This window comes from Ferriphaselus amnicola (genome assembly GCF_000974685.2).
Taxonomy (GTDB): domain Bacteria; phylum Pseudomonadota; class Gammaproteobacteria; order Burkholderiales; family Gallionellaceae; genus Ferriphaselus; species Ferriphaselus amnicola.
The window spans coordinates 480,840-500,007 of record NZ_AP018738.1 but is presented as its reverse complement, the minus strand read 5'-3'; the positions used below and the strand labels follow the sequence as shown (position 1 = coordinate 500,007).

The window sequence follows — 19,168 nt, the reverse complement described above, 5'->3', positions numbered from 1 at the left end:
TAATCGCCTAATTCGGTCAGATGTGCGCGCTTAGTTGCGCTCCAGATCCATATCAATGCCCAAGGAACGGATTTCCTTGATAACCACGTTGAACGACTCCGGCATACCGGCGTCGATCTTGTGATCGCCCTTGACGATGTTCTCGTACACCTTGGTACGGCCATTTACGTCATCCGACTTCACGGTCAGCATTTCTTGCAGGGTATAAGCCGCGCCGTACGCTTCCAGCGCCCACACTTCCATTTCACCGAAGCGCTGACCACCGAACTGTGCCTTACCGCCGAGTGGCTGCTGTGTCACCAGCGAGTACGGGCCAGTCGAACGGGCGTGCATCTTGTCGTCCACCAAGTGATGCAGCTTCAGTACGTGCATGTAGCCCACGGTCACCTTACGATCGAATGCATCACCGGTACGACCATCGTGCAGTTGAATCTGACCGGAAGTCGGCAGACCTGCCAACTCCAGCATGGCCTTGATCTCACTCTCATCGGCACCGTCGAACACCGGAGTGGCGAACGGCACACCTGCGCGCAGGTTGCGGCACAGCTCGATAATCTCGTTGTCATCGAGAGACTTCAGATCAATGGTTTCGCCGCTGCGGTTGTAGATCTTATCGAGGAACTCGCGCACCTCAGCGATCTTCACCTGCTGTTCCAGCATCGTAGCGATCTTCTGACCCAAGCCCTTTGCGGCCCAACCCAGATGCACTTCCAGCACCTGACCGATGTTCATACGCGACGGCACGCCCAGCGGGTTCAACACGATATCGACCGGCATACCATCAGCGCTGTACGGCATATCTTCCACCGGCACGATGCGGGAAACCACACCCTTGTTACCGTGACGACCGGCCATCTTATCGCCAGGTTGCAAACGACGCTTCACGGCCACATAGACCTTGACCATCTTCTGCACGCCAGCTTGCAGCTCATCGCCTTGCGTCAGTTTCTTCTTCTTCAGTTCGAACGCGGCATCAAAGTCGATGCGCTTCTGTGCCAGACCGTCCTTGACCGATTCCATTTGCGCGGCGACTTCGTCGTCGGACAGACGAATATCGAACCACTGGTGATGCTCTACCGAAGCCAGATACTCAGCAGTCAACTTCGCGCCCTTGGCCAGCTTCTTAGGGCCGCCATTGACAGTCTTGTCCAGCAGCAGCTTTTCCAGACGGGTAAAGGCATCCGCCTCCACGATACGCATCTGGTCAGCCAAGTCTTTCTTGTAACGATTCAGCTCATCATCAATGATCTGCTGAGCACGGGCATCACGTTGCAAGCCTTCACGAGTGAACACTTGCACATCGATCACCGTACCGGAGCTACCGGCAGGCACACGCAGAGAAGTGTCCTTCACATCGGAAGCCTTCTCACCGAAGATGGCGCGCAGCAGCTTCTCTTCTGGAGTCAACTGAGTCTCGCCCTTAGGTGTGACTTTACCCACCAGCACGTCGCCGACCACCACTTCTGCACCGATGTGTACGATGCCGCACTCATCCAGACGGGCGATCTGCGCTTCAGCCAGATTCGGGATGTCGCGGGTGATCTCTTCTGGACCCAGCTTGGTATCACGCGCCACCACGGTCAATTCTTCGATGTGAATGGAGGTAAAACGGTCTTCCGCAACCACGCGCTCGGAGATCAGAATCGAGTCTTCGAAGTTGTAGCCGTTCCACGGCATGAACGCAACCAGCATATTCTGGCCCAACGCCAATTCGCCCATATCGGTCGAAGCACCGTCAGCGATCACGTCGCCGCGTGCCAACTGATCGCCCACCTTCACCAACGGACGCTGGTTGATGTTGGTGTTCTGGTTGGAACGGGTGTATTTGGTCAGGTTGTAGATGTCCACACCGACTTCACCGTGCGTAGTTTCATCGTCATTGACGCGAATCACGATACGACCCGCATCCACGTAATCGACACGACCGCCACGCTTGGCTTGAACCGCAGTACCCGAGTCAACTGCGACGGTACGCTCAATGCCAGTACCCACTAACGCCTTTTCAGCGCGCAAGCAAGGCACTGCCTGACGTTGCATGTTGGCACCCATCAACGCACGGTTCGCATCGTCGTGTTCCAAGAACGGAATCAGCGAAGCCGCAACGGACACCACCTGCGACGGTGCCACGTCCATGTATTGAATCTTGTCCGGGCCAGCCAGCACGAATTCATTGTGTTGACGTGAAGAGATGATGTCGCTTGTGAATTTGCCATCAGCATCTAAATCAGCGTTTGCCTGAGCGATGGTGTACTTGCCTTCTTCGATCGCGGACAGGTAATCGACCTCAGTCGCAGCTTGACCATCGGCCACGCGGCGGTACGGCGTTTCGATGAAACCGTATTCGTTGGTGCGTGCATACAGCGCCAGCGAGTTGATCAGACCGATGTTCGGACCTTCCGGGGTTTCGATCGGGCACACACGGCCATAGTGGGTCGGGTGCACGTCGCGCACTTCGAAGCCGGCACGTTCGCGGGTCAAACCGCCTGGGCCCAGCGCAGAGATGCGACGCTTGTGGGTCACTTCGGACAGTGGATTGGTCTGATCCATGAACTGCGACAACTGCGACGAACCGAAGAACTCCTTCACCGCCGCCGAGATCGGCTTGGCGTTGATCAGGTCATGCGGCATCAGGTTGTCGGTCTCGGCCTGACCCAGACGTTCCTTGACAGCGCGCTCGACGCGAGCCAGACCAGCTCGGAACTGGTTCTCAGCCAGTTCACCCACCGCACGAACGCGGCGATTACCCAAGTGATCGATGTCGTCAATCTCGCCTCGGCCATTACGCAGCTCGACCATGATCTTGATGACGGCAGCGATGTCCTCGTTGGACAGCGTACCCGAGCCAGTCAACTCATCGCGGCCCACACGGCGATTGAACTTCATGCGGCCTACACGCGACAGATCGTAAGCATCGCTGTTGAAGAACAAGCGCTGGAACAAAGTCTCGACCGCTTCTTCGGTGGGCGGTTCGCCAGGACGCATCATGCGATAGATCGCAACACGCGCCGTCCACATATCCACGGTTTCGTCGATGCGCAGAGTCTGCGACATGAACGCGCCGTGATCCAAGTCGTTGGTGTACAGCGTCTGAATGCTGCTCACGCTAGAAATACTTAGCTTCTTCAACAGAGCTTCAGTGATCTCGTCGTTGGCATTGGCGATGATCTCGCCGCTATCGGTGTCGATCACGTTCTTAGCCAGCACGCGTCCAAGCAAGAAGTCATCACCCACGGCCAGACGATCGATGCCGGCTTCAGTGATTTCACGGACGTGACGCACCGTGATGCGCTTATCCTTAGCAACGATGACCTTGCCCGCTGCGCCAACGATGTCGAAGCGCGCTGTCTCACCACGCAAACGCTCAGGAATCACAGCAAACTGGATGCTGCCATTGTTCAGATGGAATGTATCGAAGTCGAAATATTCGGCCAAGATCTGCTCAGGCGTATAGCCCAAGGAGCGCAGCAGAATGGTGACGGGCATCTTACGGCGACGGTCAATACGGAAATATACGTAGTCCTTGGCATCGAATTCGAAATCCAGCCATGAGCCACGATAAGGAATGATACGAGCGGAGAACAGCAACTTGCCGGAGCTGTGGGTTTTACCGCGATCATGCTCAAAGAACACGCCTGGCGAACGGTGCAGCTGCGACACGATGACGCGCTCAGTACCGTTGATGACGAACGAACCGTTGTCTGTCATCAGTGGGATTTCACCCATATAAACTTCTTGTTCCTTGACTTCCTTTACAGTCGGCTTGGAGGCTTCGCGATCCATCAACTTCAGGCGCACGCGAGCACGCAAAGGTGCAGCGAAAGTCAGGCCGCGCTGTTGGCATTCCTTCACATCGAAGGGAGGCGTGCCCAAGGTGTAGCTGACGAAATCCAGATAGGCATTCTTGCTGTGGCTCTCGATCGGGAAGATCGAGTGGAAAGCCGCTTGCAGACCTTCAGTTTTACGCTGGTCGGGAGCCGTGTGCTCTTGCAAAAAAGCTGCAAACGACTCTAACTGAGTGGACAACAGAAAGGGAACCGGCAAAGCACCAACGCGCTTGGCGAAGTTCTTGCGGAAGCGTTTTTTTTCTGTAAACGAGTAGCTCATGGTATCTCCACAACAGAGGAAAAAGACAGGGGACAGATCACGACAGCAGTCTGTCCGCTGGCTTCTTCAGTTCAACACGGGTTCCTGAAAACTCAGGAGTTATCCAGCGCCAAAAGGCTGACGGGGTTTCCGTCAGCCTTTTGAACAGCACTAATGCTTACTTGATTTCAGCAGTTGCGCCCGCTTCGATCAGTTGCTTAGCAACTGCATCAGCGTCAGCCTTGGAAATGCCTTCCTTGACTGGCTTCGGTGCGCCGTCAACCAGGTCCTTAGCTTCTTTCAAGCCCAGACCGGTGATTGCACGAACAACCTTAATCACGTTGACCTTGGCTTCGCCAGCGGCCTTCAGGATCACGGTGAATTCGGTTTGCTCAGCAGCGGCAGCAGGAGCAGCGCCAGCAGCAGCTGGGCCAGCCATTGCAGCAGCGGATACGCCGAACTTTTCTTCGATTGCCTTGACCAGGTCGTTCAGTTCCAGAACGGACATTGCGTCCAGGGATGCCAAAAATGCGTCTTTATCAAATGCCATTTTGTTCTTCCTAATTTAAGAGTTTGTTAAGGTTAAGCAGCGACCGCTTCAGACTTCTGAGCGGACACGGCAGCAACTGCACGTGCCAAGCCAGACATCGGCGATTGCAGCAAGCCGCACAGTTGTGCCAGCAGAACTTCCTTGGAAGGTACGGTAGCCAGCGCGTTAACGCCTGCCGCATCCAGAACCTTGCCATTGTAGGAGCCTGCCTTTACGACCAGCTTGTCGTTCGTCTTGGCAAATTCGTACACCACCTTTGCAGCTGCGACGGGGTCAGCACTGATGCTATACACCAGTGGGCCAACCATGCTATCCGCCAAAGTTTCAAAGGCAGTGCCCTGTACCGCGCGACGAGCCAGCGTGTTCTTCAACACGTGGAAGTAAACACCTGCATCACGTGCATTCGCACGCAATTTGGTGACGTCGCTGACTTTGATGCCACGGTACTCTGCCAGAACGACAGTCTGAGCCTGCGCCACTTGTGCGCTGACTTCGGCGACTACCGCCTGTTTTTCTTGCAGATTCAGACTCAAGTCTTTCTCCATCCAGAATCGAAACACCTTGCGATGTCTCTTGGTTAACAACAGCGACCTTAAGTCAGGATGAACCTAAATACGTCCGCCCTGCTTGCGGGCACACCATCTACGTGGGCAGGTGAATCACTCCACCGATTAAGCCGCCAGTCCTGCGACTGTTGGCACCAACGGTCTTTGATGCTGCCATTCCTGCAGCAGTACAAAGCCTGAAAGCGACAGGGTACGCCCACGCACCCTGTCGCCGAATTTGAAACTAGTTACGCAACCAGACTGGCTTGTTCGACGCGGATACCGACGCCCATAGTGCTGGACACGGAGATCTTGCGCAGATACACACCCTTGGAAGCTGCTGGCTTAGCCTTGTTCAGCGCGTCAATCAGCGCCAACAAGTTTTCACGCAGCGCTTCAGGCGCGAAAGATGCACGACCGATAGTGCACTGGATGATACCGTTCTTGTCAGTACGGTACTGAACCTGACCAGCCTTGGCATTGCGCACAGCGCCCGCCACATCAGGAGTAACAGTGCCGACCTTAGGGTTAGGCATCAAACCACGTGGACCTAGGATCTGACCCAGTTGGCCTACGATACGCATCGCATCAGGAGAAGCAATCACCACGTCGAAGTCCAGATTGCCCGCTTTGATGGTTTCAGCCAGATCGTCAAAACCAACGATCTCTGCACCCGCAGCCTTAGCTTCTTCAGCCTTGGCGCCTTGTGCAAACACAGCCACGCGCACGCTCTTGCCAGTGCCCTTAGGCAACACAACAGAACCACGAACTAGCTGGTCAGACTTACGTGCATCCACGCCCAGATTCACAGCAACGTCGATGGATTCATCGAACTTGGCCACGGCAGTTTCTTTTGCCAGAGCCAGTGCATCGTTGAGCGGGTACAGCTTGTTACGATCAACCTTGGCAGCCGCTGCCTTGTAACGCTTGGAAACTTTAGCCATGTTATACGCCCTCCACGGTGATGCCCATGCTGCGCGCGCTACCAGCGATGGTACGCACTGCTGCATCCATGTCAGCCGCTGTCAGGTCGGGCTGCTTGGTCTTGGCGATTTCTTCAGCCTGAGCGCGAGTCAGCTTACCCACCTTGTCGGTGTGTGGCTTCGGGCTACCCTTCTGAATACCGGCGGCTTTCTTGATCAGAATAGTCGCAGGAGGAGTCTTCATCACGAAGGTGAAGCTCTTGTCTGCAAACGCAGTGATCACCACTGGAATCGGCAGACCTGGCTCTACGCCTTGAGTCTGGGCGTTGAACGCCTTACAGAATTCCATGATATTAAGACCGCGCTGACCCAGTGCTGGGCCAATGGGAGGACTTGGGTTCGCCTTACCGGCGGGAACTTGCAGCTTGATATAGCCGACAATTTTCTTTGCCATTTTACTACTCCTGATTATGGGTCATACGCACACCGCTATTGCGGCACGCTCCCCGGTTAATACTGAGCAGGAAAAAGAGGGAAAGGCAAACACCTTTCTCCCTACCCCCTCCTCCGCGTTTAGGCCTTTTCGACTTGGCCGAAATCCAGCTCTACCGGTGTGGCGCGACCAAAGATTGCCACCGACACCCGCAGTTTATTCTTGTCGTAATTGACGTCTTCCACCATGCCATTGAAGTCAGTAAATGGGCCTTCTTTGACACGCACAGACTCGCCAACCTCAAACAGCACCTTGGGACGCGGCTTCTCTACCCCAGCCTGCATCTGCTGCATGATGTTGTCCACTTCCTTCTGGGTGATCGGAGTCGGCTTCATCGCGGTACCACCGATGAACCCAGTGACCTTCGGCGTATTCTTGACCAAGTGCCAAGAATCGTCGGTCATCTCCATCTCGACGAGCACATAGCCGGGGAAGAATTTTCGCTCAGAAATACTCTTCTGACCCATCTTCAACTCAACCACTTCTTCGACTGGAACCAGAATTTGACCGAATTGCTCCTGCATTCCGGCGCGTGCGATGCGCTCTACCAGCGCACGCTGCACACTCTTCTCGAACTGCGAGTAGGTGTGAACCACATACCAACGCATAGCCATCACTCGCTCCGTCCCATCAATTTATTGACCATCATCAACAGACTAGCATCCACCGCCCACAAGAACAGCGCCATAGTCACAGCAAATGCCACGACCACCCCTGTAGTCTGCAAGGTTTCCTTGCGCGAGGGCCACACGACGCGCTTGGCCTCAGCCACCGACTCCTTAAAGAAGACAGCGAATTGCTTACCTTGCTCGCTAGTCAGTGCAACGGCCACACCCGCAGCGACGCCCACCAGCACAGACAGCGCCCGTAGAACTGAGGCGCTTTCTTGCAGTACGTAGAACCCCGCCACCCCTGCTGCAACCAGCAGAAATGCCGCGACTAATTTCAGCTTATCCGACATGCGTGATTGTCCGTGTTAAAACTTGGCAGGCCAGGAGGGTCTCGAACCCCCAACCCTCGGTTTTGGAGACCGATACTCTACCAATTGAGCTACTGGCCTAAAACTCAGGAACAGCAAAGAGAGAAGGGAGAAGGTCAACCCTTCCCACTTCCCTCTTTTGCTTTCATATTTATTACTCGATAACCTTAGCAACCACACCGGCGCCGACGGTACGACCGCCTTCACGGATGGCGAAACGCAGACCTTCTTCCATCGCGATCGGAGCGATCAGTGCCACAGTAATGGAGACGTTGTCGCCTGGCATCACCATTTCGGTACCCGCTGGCAGTTCGATCGCACCAGTCACGTCCGTAGTCCGGAAGTAGAACTGAGGACGATAGCCGTTGAAGAACGGGGTGTGACGACCGCCTTCATCCTTGCCCAGTACGTAGATCTCGGCAGTGAACTTGGTGTGCGGCTTGATGGAACCGGGCTTGCACAGAACTTGGCCACGCTCGACATCTTCACGCTTGGTGCCACGCAGCAGTACGCCGACGTTGTCACCTGCTTGACCTTGGTCGAGCAGTTTGCGGAACATTTCCACGCCAGTACAGGTGGTCTTGACGGTGGGCTTGATGCCGACGATTTCGATTTCTTCGCCAACCTTGACGATTCCGCGCTCGATACGACCCGTCACAACGGTGCCACGACCAGAGATGGAGAATACGTCTTCCACTGGCATCAGGAAGGCGCCGTCGATGGCACGCTCAGGAGTCGGGATGTAGGTGTCCAGTGCTTCAGCCAGGCGCATGATGGCGCCTTCGCCCAAATCACCTGCGTCGCCTTCGACAGCCTTCAGTGCAGAACCCTTGATGATGGGGATGTCGTCGCCAGGGAAGTCGTACTTGGACAGTAGCTCACGCACTTCCATTTCGACCAGCTCCAGCAGCTCTTCATCATCAACCATGTCGCACTTGTTCAGGAACACGATGATGTAAGGTACGCCCACTTGGCGTGCCAGCAGGATGTGCTCGCGAGTCTGTGGCATCGGGCCGTCAGCTGCGGAACAAACCAGAATCGCGCCGTCCATCTGTGCTGCACCGGTGATCATGTTCTTCACATAGTCGGCGTGGCCTGGGCAGTCAACGTGTGCGTAGTGACGGTTGGCTGTTTCGTATTCAACGTGGGCGGTGTTGATGGTGATGCCGCGCGCCTTTTCTTCTGGCGCTGCGTCAATTTGGTCATACGCCTTTGCTTCGCCGCCAAACTTCTTCGACAATACGGTCGTGATCGCCGCTGTCAGCGTCGTCTTACCGTGGTCAACGTGACCAATCGTGCCTACGTTTACGTGCGGCTTGGTCCGCTCAAATTTGCTCTTTGCCATGATTTTTCCTCATCAACAACCGAATTAACGAAAGAACCACTATCCAATAAAACTGGTGCCCATGGCGAGAATCGGACTCGCGACCTCTCCCTTACCAAGGGAGTGCTCTACCACTGAGCCACATGGGCATAACCTAAACTGGAGCGGGTGAAGGGAATCGAACCCTCGTCGTAAGCTTGGAAGGCTTCTGCTCTACCATTGAGCTACACCCGCATATCCTGCTTTCAACTTCAGGCGACTCAACACCTGCTCGTACAACTTAAATTCTGGTGGAGGGGGACGGATTCGAACCATCGTACTCATAAGAGGGCAGATTTACAGTCTGCTGCCATTAACCACTCGGCCACCCCTCCGTGAAGAGGGCGGGATTATCCTGAAACCCCCGCCCCCTGTCAAACACTAATTACGCATTTTTCCTGAATAGCGCCGACTGTGCGTGAGCTTGCAGACCCTCACCAAATGCTAGCTCGGCAGCGATCGCGCCCAGCGTCTGTGCGCCTTGCGCTGACACCTGAATCAGACTGCTACGCTTTTGGAAGTCATACACACCCAGCGGCGAGGAGAAACGTGCCGTACCGGAGGTCGGCAGCACGTGATTTGGCCCGGCACAATAGTCGCCGAGCGATTCGGAGGTATAGCGCCCCATGAAGATCGCACCCGCATGCTTCAATTTGGGCAGCATAGATTGCGGATCAGCCACCGACAGCTCCAAGTGTTCTGGTGCGATGCGATTGCTGATATCGCACGCCTCGTCCAGATCAGCGACATGGATTAGCGCGCCGCGATTTTCCAGCGCTGTCTTGATGATCTCTTTGCGCGGCATCTGTTCCAGCAGCTTGTCGGCACTGGCGGCGACCGCCTCGATGAACGCCGCGTCCGGTGACAACAAGATCGCCTGCGCCAATTCGTCGTGCTCGGCCTGCGAAAATAAGTCCATCGCCACCCAATCTGGATTAGTTTGGCCGTCGCAGATCACCAGAATCTCGGAAGGCCCCGCAATCATATCGATGCCGCAGGCGCCGAATACGCGCCGTTTGGCCGAAGCAACATACGCATTGCCGGGGCCGACGATCTTATCCACCGTGGGAATGCTCGCCGTACCGTAAGCCAACGCCGCCACCGCTTGCGCGCCGCCGATGGTGAACACGCGATCCACGCCGGACAGATGCGCCGCCGCCAGCACCAACTGGTTCTTCACACCATCCGGCGTAGGCACGACCATGATGAGTTCGGCCACGCCCGCCACTTTAGCCGGCAGCGCATTCATCAGCACAGAAGATGGATAGGCCGCCTTGCCGCCCGGCACATACAGACCGACGCGATCCAGCGGAGTGACTTGCTGGCCAAGCATCGTGCCGTCGTCATCCAGATAAGTCCAGGATGACTGCACTTGTTTCTGGTGATAGGACGTGACGCGCTGCGCTGCACGTTCCAAGGCAGTACGCTGCGCGGCGGGCAACCCCTCGAAGGCCGCTTGCAATTCCGACTTGGGCAGCTCCATCGCTGCCGCATCGGCCAAGGGCAAACGGTCAAACTTGCGGGTGTAGTCCAGCACCGCCGCATCGCCACGTTTCTTCACATCGGAAAGTATCGCCGCGACAGTCGCTTCCAGCTTCTCATCGGCAGTCTCTTCAAACGCCAGCAGCTTGCTCAGCTTGGCATCGAAATCAGTATCGCGGGTAGAAAGACGGGTGATATTCATAGCCTGACCTCTTACTTGTTCACAGCTTGCGCGAACGCATCCAGCATCGGCTGGATCGCACTGCGCTTTAATTTGAGCGATGCCTGATTCACGACCAGACGTGATGAGACATGACTGATCTCTTCTACCGCCTTGAGATTATTGGCCTTCAAGGTACCGCCGCTACTCACCAGATCGACGATGGCATCAGACAACCCAACCAGCGGCGCCAACTCCATCGAACCATAGAGTTTGATCAGATCGACGTACACCCCCTTGGACGCAAAGTGTTCACGCGCCGCCCGCACATACTTGGTTGCCACGCGCAAACGCGCACCTTGCTGCACGGCGGACGCGTAATCAAAATCATTGCGCACCGCCACCATCATGCGACACTTGGCGATATTCAGGTCGAGCGGCTGATACAGCCCTTCCCCGCCATGCTCGTTCAACACATCCTTGCCCGCCACGCCGATGTCCGCCGCGCCGTATTGCACATAGGTCGGCACATCCGTCGCACGCACGATAATCAAGCGCACATCGTCACGATTCGTCGGCAAGATCAGCTTGCGCGAAGACTCCGGGTCTTCCAGCGGTGTAATGCCCGCTGCCGCCAACAGCGGCAAAGTCTCTTCAAAGATACGGCCTTTGGATAGGGCGATGGTGATAGTCATGCTGGTTCGCTTGTTTTTGCAAAGGTGCGCATTCTACCGTTAAATACAATGCGACGTGAAACTCACCCACGCCCTTAACCAGAGGAAAGGCATCGTCCGCCTGAGTCGGCAACTGTAGACGGGACCCTGTCGCGAGCCCTGCAAGCGCATCCGGTAGTGTGCCTAGACCCTCACTTGATCCTGCGTATCTGCGCGCCCAGTTTCGACAGTTTTGCTTCGATGTGTTCGTAACCGCGATCCAGATGGTAGATGCGGTCGATGACGGTTTCGCCCTGGGCAACCAGAGCGGCGATCACCAGCGAGGCGGAGGCGCGCAGGTCGGTGGCCATCACGGCGGCACCCTCCAGTCGCTCGACACCGCGCACTAGGGCGGTGTTGCCTTCCACGTCGATCTGCGCGCCGAGGCGGCGTAGTTCTTGCACGTGCATGAAGCGGTTCTCGAAGATGGTTTCCACCACCATCGCAGTGCCGTCGGCGATGCAGTTCAGCGCCATGAATTGCGCCTGCATGTCGGTGGGGAACGCGGGATGTGGGGCGGTGCGCACATTGACCGATTTTGGACGCGCGCTCATGTCCAGACGTATCATATCCGCATTCACTTCGATCTTGGCACCTGCCTCAGCGAGCTTTTCCAGCACGGTTTCCAGAATGTCGGCGCGGGTGTTGGTCAGTGTGATACTGCCCCCCGTGGCCGCAGCCGCGACCAGGAAGGTGCCGCTCTCGATACGATCCGGCATGATGCGATGGCTTGCGCCGTTTAACTTCTCGACGCCGGTGATGGTGATGGTATCCGTGCCATCGCCCGTGATCTTTGCACCCATAGCGCGCAAGCAGTCAGCAAGGTCGATGACTTCCGGCTCACGTGCGGAGTTTTCCAGCACAGTCACGCCGTCGGCCAGAGCCGCAGCCATCATCAGGTTTTCCGTGCCGGTGACGCTGACGATATCGAAGAATATCCGCGCGCCTTTGAGACGCTTGGCTTTTGCGTGGATATAGCCGTGTTCGATGGAGATCTCGGCACCCATCGCTTCCAAGCCTTTGATGTGCAGGTTGACTGGACGCGAACCGATGGCGCAGCCCCCGGGCAGGGAAACCTTGGCCTCGCCGAAACGCGCGACCAGCGGCCCCAGCACCAGAATCGCGGCTCGCATGGTTTTCACCATATCGTAGGGCGCCTCCAGCTTATTCACGTGTGTACCGTTGAGCGTGATCTCGCTCTCGCCCAGCGTTGCAACGATGCCCATCTGTTCCAGCAATCGCCGCATGGTGATGACATCATGCAAATCTGGCAGATTGGTCAAATGCAGGTCGTCCGCCGTCAGCAGGCCCGCGCACAAAATCGGCAGCGCCGCATTCTTAGCGCCAGAGATGCGAACTTCCCCACGTAGCGGCGTGCCGCCGATGATTGCTAGTTTTTGCATAAATTCGGTGATAGCTAGAGCCACTAATCGTGGGTGAGCCGCGCTCAACCACGCATTAACGACTTGCGGCCAATTCCCATTCCTGTGGAGTAAATGTTTTCATGGACAGAGCGTGGATTTCTTCGCGCATCCGGTCGCCCAAGGTTTGATAGACGCGCTGATGCCGTTGCACTCGACTTTTACCGGCAAACTCTTCGCTCACCACCACCGCCTCAAAATGCTGACCGTCACCGACCACGGTCAAGTGGCTGGTCACCATACCGGCAGCAATGCCCTGCTGGATGCTTTCTGGGGTGACCATGTTCAGACGGGTAGGAGTTCAGCAACGCCGTACATCTGCGCCAAACTGACCAGATTCGAAGGAAGATTCGTGTAGCTCAGGGTCATGCCGCGCTCTTGCGCTTGGCGCAACCAAGCGAGCAGTAGGCCAACAGCAGCGGAATCGACCGTTTCAACCTTAGCCAAGTCGATCACCAAGGCTGAAGTCTCGTCAACGGACACATCCAAGTCGCGCAAGGCGGCAACCGTCTCCATGGTCAATGCGCCGGAAACATAGAGCAGATTGCCCTCCCGCTCAATCATTTCTCAACTGCCTTCTTAGCTGTAGCGGCGGTCTGATTGTTATCTTTCAACCACTGAATCAAACCATCAATGCTGGATTGATCGATCTTTTCGGCGAACTGCTTCTTATAGGTGCCGACCAAGCTGATCTCTTGAATAGATACGTCATATACCTTCCATCCGGTAGCAGTCTTGTACAGATCGTAATCCACCTGAACTGGCTGAGCACCAGCCTTGGTAATGACGCTCTTGACCGTGACCTCATCATCGACAGGTGCTTGTTTGAGTGGCTTCACTTCCACCTTCTGTTCCTTATAGGAAGTGAAGGCTTTGGTATAGAAACGTACCAAGAAGTTGCGGTACTCGCTAGTCAGAGCAGTGCGCTGCTCCGGTGTGGCAGCACGCCAATTCTTGCCGCCGACGGTCTTTTGCGTCAAACGGGTGAAATCGAATTGCGGCAGTATCTTGGCCTCGACCAAAGCCTGTACTTTCTGCTGATCGCCATCGTGCAGCGCCTTGTCCTTGGCAACTGCATCCAGCACCTCATTGACCACATCGCGGATTAACGCATCTGGCGCTTTCAACTCTTCGGCCTGCGCCAATACGCTCGCACCCGCCAACCAGACACCCAACAACATCGACACAATCTTGTTCATATAATTTCCTTATTCAGAGCTACTACTTGCTTTGCTGTATAAAAACCTGCCAATCAGGTCTTCCAGCACCACAGCGGATTGAGTCCTACGTACCTCATCACCATTCGCCAGCATTTTCTCATCTTCACCCGGCTCAAACCCAATGTACTGTTCGCCAAGCAGGCCAGCGGTCAGAATCTTAGGCACGGTGTCCTTGGGAAATTGATAACGTTTATCCAGACTCATCGTCACTTTCGCTTGATACTCATGCTGGGGATCCAGCCGGATGTCCGTCACCCGCCCAATCAACACGCCTGCGCTCTTGATCGAGGCTTTAGGTTTTAATCCCCCGATGTTGGTGAAGTAGGCTTGCAATTGGTAGGACTCGGACACGTTGTACGTGCTTAGGTTCCCAACCTTCAAGGCCAACACCACCAGTGCGCCGATACCAGCCACAACGAATGCGCCAACCCAAAGGTCTAAAGTAGTGCGCTCCATCTCAATTACTCCCAAACATTAGTGCGGTCAAAATAAAATCCAGAATCAGAATCGCCAGTGACGATTCCACGACGGTGCGGGTCGTCGCGCCAGAAACACCTTCTGCCGTGGGCGGCGCATCGTAACCCTCGAATAGGGAGATTGCCGTCACTGCCAAGCCGAACACGAAACTCTTGATGACACCGTTCATCACGTCATGACGGAAGTCCACCGCGCCCTGCATCTGCGACCAGAACGAACCTTCATCCACGCCGATCAGCACAACGCCGACCACATAGCCACCCAGCACGCCCATCGCTGAAAACAGTGCCGCAAGCAAGGGCATCGAGAACACGCCCGCCCAAAAGCGCGGCGCAACCACGCGGGCGATGGGGTTCACCGCCATCAGTTCCATCGCAGCGATCTGCTCTGTGGCTTTCATCAAGCCGATCTCAGCGGTCATCGCTGAGCCAGCGCGGCTGGCAAACAGCAGTGCGGCCAGCACCGGCCCAAGTTCCCGCACCAGTGACAAGGCCACCAGCGACCCCAGTGCCGACTCCGAACCATAGCGTTTCAGTGTTTCATAACCTTGCAAGCCCAACACCATGCCGACGAACATGCCCGCCACCAGAATAATGATGAGCGACATCACGCCAGAGAAAAACATCTCCTTGATGGTCAGATGGAAGCGACGGAAGCTGGTGCCCGAGTAGAACAGCGTCATCGCAAAGAAACGTGTCGCGAAGCCAATGCGCCAGACCGCGTTGATGGTGCGATGCCCGATGGTTCTTAAACTTGAGGGAATGGACATATCAGGCTCTGAGATTCAGGTCTTGGGAATAGTCCCCGCCCGGGTAATGGAACGGAATCGGCCCATCGGTCTCGCCGTGAACAAACTGGCGCACAAAGGGCACCTCGGAGGCACGAATCTCATCTGCCGTGCCTTCGGCAATGATCGCACCATCCGAAATAAAATAGACGTAATCGACGATCTTCAGTGACTCCTGAATATCGTGAGTCACCACGATCGAGGTCGCGCCCAACGCATCATTCAGCTGGCGGATCAGATTCCCCACCACCGACAACGAAATCGGGTCCAGCCCGGCAAACGGCTCGTCATACATGATGAGCATAGGATCAAGCGCCACGGTGCGCGCCAGTGCCACGCGCCGCGCCATCCCGCCAGAAAGCTCCGCCGGCATCAGCTTGTGTGTACCGCGCAACCCAACGGCGTGCAGCTTCATCAGCACCAGATCGTGGATGATGTCTTCCGGCAGATCAGTGTGTTCACGCATCTGGAACGCTACGTTGTCGAACACCGACATATCGGTGAACAGCGCGCCGAACTGAAATAGCATGCCCATCTTGCGCCGCATCGCATACAGCCCTTCCTGATCCAGCTCGTGAATGATCTTACCATCCACTTTGACGTGCCCCTTGGTGGGCTTCAGCACGCCACCGATGTGACGCAGCAACGTCGTCTTACCGCAACCGCTCAAGCCCATGATGGCGATCAGCTTGCCCTTAGGAAAGGACATGTTGATGCCTTTCAGAATGGCACGATTGTCGTAGGCGAAGTTAAGGTCGCAAATTTCGACCAACGGTTGTGAGGGCACGTAACGGCACCTTAAGGTGAAGGGGCGCTGATTCTAAACTACGGGGGCGATACACCACAAGCGAACTTCCTGTCCGGCAAACATCGACAGGCCTAGCCGACAAGCAGCTCTGGCACGTCCGGCTAGTTCTATCGACATATTGAATCCATTGATTCTGCGTTCTATTCTTTGGCTTAACTGACGCACGAGTCGCCATGACCAAGCACACCTCCAGCTCCGCCCTCAACTCTATGGGCACCACAGAAGCCGATGCCGAATTTGGCATCGTCGGCCAAAGCCTAGCTATCCAATCACTGCGCCAGCAAATCAGATGCTACGCCCATAGCCACCACACCGTGTTGATCGAGGGCGAAACGGGCAGTGGCAAAGAATTGGTCGCTACCGCACTTCATCACGCAGAGCACGATGGCAGCACTTTTTATCCGGTCAATTGCGCTGCCATTCCCGCGTCCCTACTCGAAGCTACACTATTTGGACATACTCGCGGCGCGTTCACTGGCGCACAGCATGATCGCTGCGGCTTGTTTGAGAAAGCAGGGAGCGGCACATTATTTCTGGATGAAATCACCGAACTCCCGCTGGAGCTTCAAGCCAAATTGCTGCGGGTTCTGGAAAATGGCGAATTCCGCCGTATCGGCGAAACCACGTTACGACATAGCCATGCTCGGATTCTGGCCGCCAGCAACCTTGATCTGCAACATGAAGTAGCCTCCGGACGCTTCCGCGCCGACCTCTTTCATCGTCTCAACATCCTCTCCATTCGCATACCGCCCTTGCGTGAACTGGGGTCAGACAAACAGTTACTGCTCAATCATTTCCGACATCTCTTTGCAGCCCAAGCGGGTCAAGCGCCTTTCGAACTAGATACGCTGGCGCTGCAATACTGGGACAGCTATCCGTTCCCTGGCAACATCCGTGAGCTGCGCAGTCTGGTCATTCGACTACTCACCAACTACTCAGGAAAAGTCGTGAGTGCGGAACAATTAAAAGCCGAGTTACCACAGCTACGCACCAATGCCCAGCTCCTCTGGCCACAACTTCACGAACAAGCCGCCTCCATGCTCAGCTTTGATGAAGTCATGACCCGCCACGCACGGCAATACATCGCCTCAGCTCTGGCTAAGACCGAAGGCAACATCAGCACTGCTGCTCGCCTACTCGGAATCCCTCGCTCCACATTATGCAGTCGAATGACAGCGCTAGACATACCCCGAAGATAGTCTATATCTAATACCTGATCGGCTAGCCCAGCCCGAAGATAACCTAGCCTTAACGGCTAAGCCTAAGAGATCATTATCTATATATTTCAGCATATTGAATGCGACCCATAGCTGGCGTACCCTGCCTGCGTGACTCAGGAGGGCATATGAGACCGACCCACCCATACTTGATTTTTCTCAGCTTAGCGGGACTAACTGGGTGCGCGACACTGGCAGTCGCCCCTTCGACGCAGCATTTGCAACGCTCAGCATCCGAGACCAACATCGTCGAGACTAGCGACATCCCGCCGCTGGCCACTCGCTCACTTCCGCTACCTCCTCCTCAGCCCAGCCGCAAACCGGAAACCTACAGCGTGGTGGTCACTCAAGTTCCAGCACAGGAAATCCTGTTTGCTCTGGCGCGTGATGCCAAAATCAATCTCGACATCTATCCTGGCATCACGGGCAACATCACTATGAATGCGCTGGATCAGACCTTGCCTCAGCTGCTCGACCGCATCGCCCGCCAAGTTGATATGCGCTACGAGCTGCACGGCAACAGCCTGCTCGTACTGCCCGACTCACCTTATTTGCACCACTACAAGATCGACTACGTCAACATGTCGCGCGATGCTGAAAGTGCCATTGCCAATGCCACGCAAGTCAGCGCTAGTGCGGCTCCCGCAACTACCAGCACTCCCTCGCTGCCGAACAACAACTCGTCGATCACGATCCGCAATACCTCGCATAACCGCTTCTGGGAAACCTTGACTCAGAACATCAAGGATTTGTTGCATGAGACCGACAAAATCCTGCCCGAAGGTTCAAGTGAAACGGTCGTGGAAGAAAAAAGCTCCATCAGCACCACAGGAACCGGCTCGCCCAACGCGCAGTCCTCTGGCAAGAAGGCTGCGCTCAAATCCAATGGCATCGAAGCCAGCCCCAATCCCGCCTCGCTACAGGAGGGTGGCACCACAATCACCCGGCGCAGCACTTTCCGCGAGGCCGCCTCGGTCATCGCCAATGCCGAGACCGGCTTGCTCACCGTGCGCGCCACTCGCAAACAGCACGAGAAGGTGCAGGAGTTCGTTGATCGAGTGATGAATAGCGCGCGGCGGCAGGTGCTGATCGAAGCAACGGTGGTTGAGGTGAGGCTCAGTGACCAATACAAGCAAGGCATCAACTGGTCGATTCTGCAACGCAATGGCACCGGCTTCCAGTTGCGGCAAATGGGTACGCAGAATCTGCCTACTGCCAACAACAGCGGATTGTTCATCTTAGACTATCTCAATCCAACTTCACCGCTGGGTAATCTGAGTGCCCAAGTGTCGTTGCTGGAATCCTTCGGCAACGTGAAAGTGCTATCCAGCCCAAAACTGAGCGTACTGAACAACCAGACCGCCATGCTGCGCGTCGTGGACAATTTGGTGTATTTCACCGTCAAGGCTGACACGACCACCAACCAGACCAACTCGATCACGACTTACACCACCACACCGAATACGCTGCCCATCGGCTTCACCATGAGCGTGACACCACAGATCGACGACAGCGATACGGTGCTACTTAACCTCAAGCCGTCCATCTCACGGGTCATCGGCTTCGTCAACGACCCCAATCCCGATCTGGCTAGGATGGGCGTCATCAGTCGCATCCCACAGACCCAAACACGCGAGATGGAGTCTGTACTCAAGATCGACAGCCAGCAGATCGCCGTCATGGGTGGTTTGATGCAGGATCAAATCAACAATCTGACCGATGCTGTACCTGGGCTATCACGGCTACCCGTGCTAGGAAATCTCTTTACCCACAAAAACGACACCAGCGAAAAGACCGAGCTAGTGATATTCCTGCGTCCCCTAGTCATCCACAATGCTAGCCTGAACGGCGACTACCTCACCTTTGGCCAAGCGCTCCCTGATGCTGATTTCTTCAAACATGACATCTCCCCATCCGCTCCGATACGGCCATGAGACACCTAGCCAA

At 55.7% G+C, this 19,168-nt stretch carries 19 protein-coding genes and 4 tRNA genes; 2 read left to right on the top strand and 21 right to left on the bottom strand.

The features are described from left to right. Positions 1-30: 30 nt before the first annotated feature. The 21 genes from rpoB to OYT1_RS02220 form a co-directional block, all read right to left on the bottom strand. Positions 31-4,104: a DNA-directed RNA polymerase subunit beta gene (gene rpoB, locus OYT1_RS02320; RefSeq protein ID WP_062625517.1), complete on the bottom strand. Its 4,074-nt coding sequence runs from the start codon at positions 4,102-4,104 to the stop codon at positions 31-33. A 157-nt stretch (positions 4,105-4,261) separates the two neighbouring features. After that, positions 4,262-4,633 (bottom strand): 50S ribosomal protein L7/L12, encoded by a 372-nt coding sequence (gene rplL / locus OYT1_RS02315; RefSeq protein WP_062625518.1) that lies wholly within the window; start codon positions 4,631-4,633, stop codon positions 4,262-4,264. Positions 4,634-4,665: 32 nt separating this feature from the next. Next, the gene (gene rplJ, locus OYT1_RS02310) at positions 4,666-5,166 is read right to left on the bottom strand and encodes a 50S ribosomal protein L10 (RefSeq protein WP_062625877.1); all 501 of its coding nucleotides are present in this window, start codon (positions 5,164-5,166) and stop codon (positions 4,666-4,668) included. 260 nt (positions 5,167-5,426) lie between these two features. Then, on the bottom strand, positions 5,427-6,122 hold the full coding sequence (gene rplA / locus OYT1_RS02305; RefSeq protein ID WP_062625519.1) for a 50S ribosomal protein L1: 696 nt from the start codon (positions 6,120-6,122) through the stop codon (positions 5,427-5,429). Between the two features lies 1 nt (position 6,123). Beyond that, positions 6,124-6,555, bottom strand: coding sequence for a 50S ribosomal protein L11 (gene rplK, locus OYT1_RS02300; protein WP_035384661.1), 432 nt, complete (start codon positions 6,553-6,555; stop codon positions 6,124-6,126). Positions 6,556-6,674: 119 nt separating this feature from the next. Further along, positions 6,675-7,208, bottom strand: coding sequence for a transcription termination/antitermination protein NusG (gene nusG, locus OYT1_RS02295; RefSeq protein WP_062625520.1), 534 nt, complete (start codon positions 7,206-7,208; stop codon positions 6,675-6,677). Further along, positions 7,208-7,555, bottom strand: coding sequence for a preprotein translocase subunit SecE (gene secE, locus OYT1_RS02290; protein ID WP_062625521.1), 348 nt, complete (start codon positions 7,553-7,555; stop codon positions 7,208-7,210). Before secE ends, nusG begins: the two co-directional genes overlap by 1 nt. Positions 7,556-7,578: 23 nt before the next feature. After that, positions 7,579-7,654: transfer RNA gene (locus OYT1_RS02285), tRNA-Trp, on the bottom strand. A gap of 73 nt (positions 7,655-7,727) precedes the next feature. Continuing rightward, on the bottom strand, positions 7,728-8,918 hold the full coding sequence (gene tuf, locus OYT1_RS02280) for an elongation factor Tu (protein ID WP_062625514.1): 1,191 nt from the start codon (positions 8,916-8,918) through the stop codon (positions 7,728-7,730). Between the two features lie 53 nt (positions 8,919-8,971). Beyond that, positions 8,972-9,046, bottom strand: a tRNA-Thr gene (locus OYT1_RS02275). An 11-nt stretch (positions 9,047-9,057) separates the two neighbouring features. Then, positions 9,058-9,131: transfer RNA gene (locus OYT1_RS02270), tRNA-Gly, on the bottom strand. A 54-nt stretch (positions 9,132-9,185) separates the two neighbouring features. Further along, a tRNA-Tyr gene (locus OYT1_RS02265) sits at positions 9,186-9,271 on the bottom strand. Between the two features lie 50 nt (positions 9,272-9,321). Next, positions 9,322-10,620, bottom strand: a complete 1,299-nt coding sequence (gene hisD, locus OYT1_RS02260; RefSeq protein ID WP_062625522.1) for a histidinol dehydrogenase — start codon at positions 10,618-10,620, stop codon at positions 9,322-9,324. Between the two features lie 11 nt (positions 10,621-10,631). Beyond that, a complete protein-coding gene (hisG, locus tag OYT1_RS02255) occupies positions 10,632-11,273 on the bottom strand; it encodes an ATP phosphoribosyltransferase (RefSeq protein WP_062625523.1) in 642 nt (213 codons plus the stop codon). 170 nt (positions 11,274-11,443) lie between these two features. Next, on the bottom strand, positions 11,444-12,694 hold the full coding sequence (gene murA, locus OYT1_RS02250; RefSeq protein WP_062625878.1) for a UDP-N-acetylglucosamine 1-carboxyvinyltransferase: 1,251 nt from the start codon (positions 12,692-12,694) through the stop codon (positions 11,444-11,446). 55 nt (positions 12,695-12,749) lie between these two features. Beyond that, positions 12,750-12,995: a BolA family protein gene (locus tag OYT1_RS02245; RefSeq protein ID WP_062625524.1), complete on the bottom strand. Its 246-nt coding sequence runs from the start codon at positions 12,993-12,995 to the stop codon at positions 12,750-12,752. 2 nt (positions 12,996-12,997) lie between these two features. After that, on the bottom strand, positions 12,998-13,276 hold the full coding sequence (locus OYT1_RS02240; RefSeq protein WP_062625525.1) for an STAS domain-containing protein: 279 nt from the start codon (positions 13,274-13,276) through the stop codon (positions 12,998-13,000). Then, complete coding sequence (locus tag OYT1_RS02235) at positions 13,273-13,911, bottom strand: MlaC/ttg2D family ABC transporter substrate-binding protein (protein WP_062625526.1); 639 nt, start codon at positions 13,909-13,911, stop codon at positions 13,273-13,275. The genes OYT1_RS02240 and OYT1_RS02235 overlap by 4 nt, the downstream gene beginning before the upstream one ends. 9 nt (positions 13,912-13,920) lie before the next feature. Continuing rightward, positions 13,921-14,388 (bottom strand): outer membrane lipid asymmetry maintenance protein MlaD, encoded by a 468-nt coding sequence (gene mlaD, locus OYT1_RS02230; protein WP_062625527.1) that lies wholly within the window; start codon positions 14,386-14,388, stop codon positions 13,921-13,923. Between the two features lies 1 nt (position 14,389). Next, positions 14,390-15,178 (bottom strand): lipid asymmetry maintenance ABC transporter permease subunit MlaE, encoded by a 789-nt coding sequence (mlaE, locus tag OYT1_RS02225; protein WP_062625528.1) that lies wholly within the window; start codon positions 15,176-15,178, stop codon positions 14,390-14,392. Between the two features lies 1 nt (position 15,179). Further along, positions 15,180-15,983, bottom strand: coding sequence for an ABC transporter ATP-binding protein (locus OYT1_RS02220; protein WP_062625529.1), 804 nt, complete (start codon positions 15,981-15,983; stop codon positions 15,180-15,182). 194 nt (positions 15,984-16,177) lie between these two features. Between OYT1_RS02220 and OYT1_RS02215 the strand changes: the two genes are divergently transcribed. Both OYT1_RS02215 and mshL read left to right on the top strand, forming a co-directional pair. Then, positions 16,178-17,203, top strand: a complete 1,026-nt coding sequence (locus tag OYT1_RS02215) for a sigma 54-interacting transcriptional regulator (protein ID WP_062625530.1) — start codon at positions 16,178-16,180, stop codon at positions 17,201-17,203. A gap of 146 nt (positions 17,204-17,349) precedes the next feature. Further along, positions 17,350-19,155, top strand: a complete 1,806-nt coding sequence (gene mshL / locus OYT1_RS02210) for a pilus (MSHA type) biogenesis protein MshL (RefSeq protein ID WP_084611884.1) — start codon at positions 17,350-17,352, stop codon at positions 19,153-19,155. The last annotated feature ends 13 nt before the right edge of the window (positions 19,156-19,168 follow it).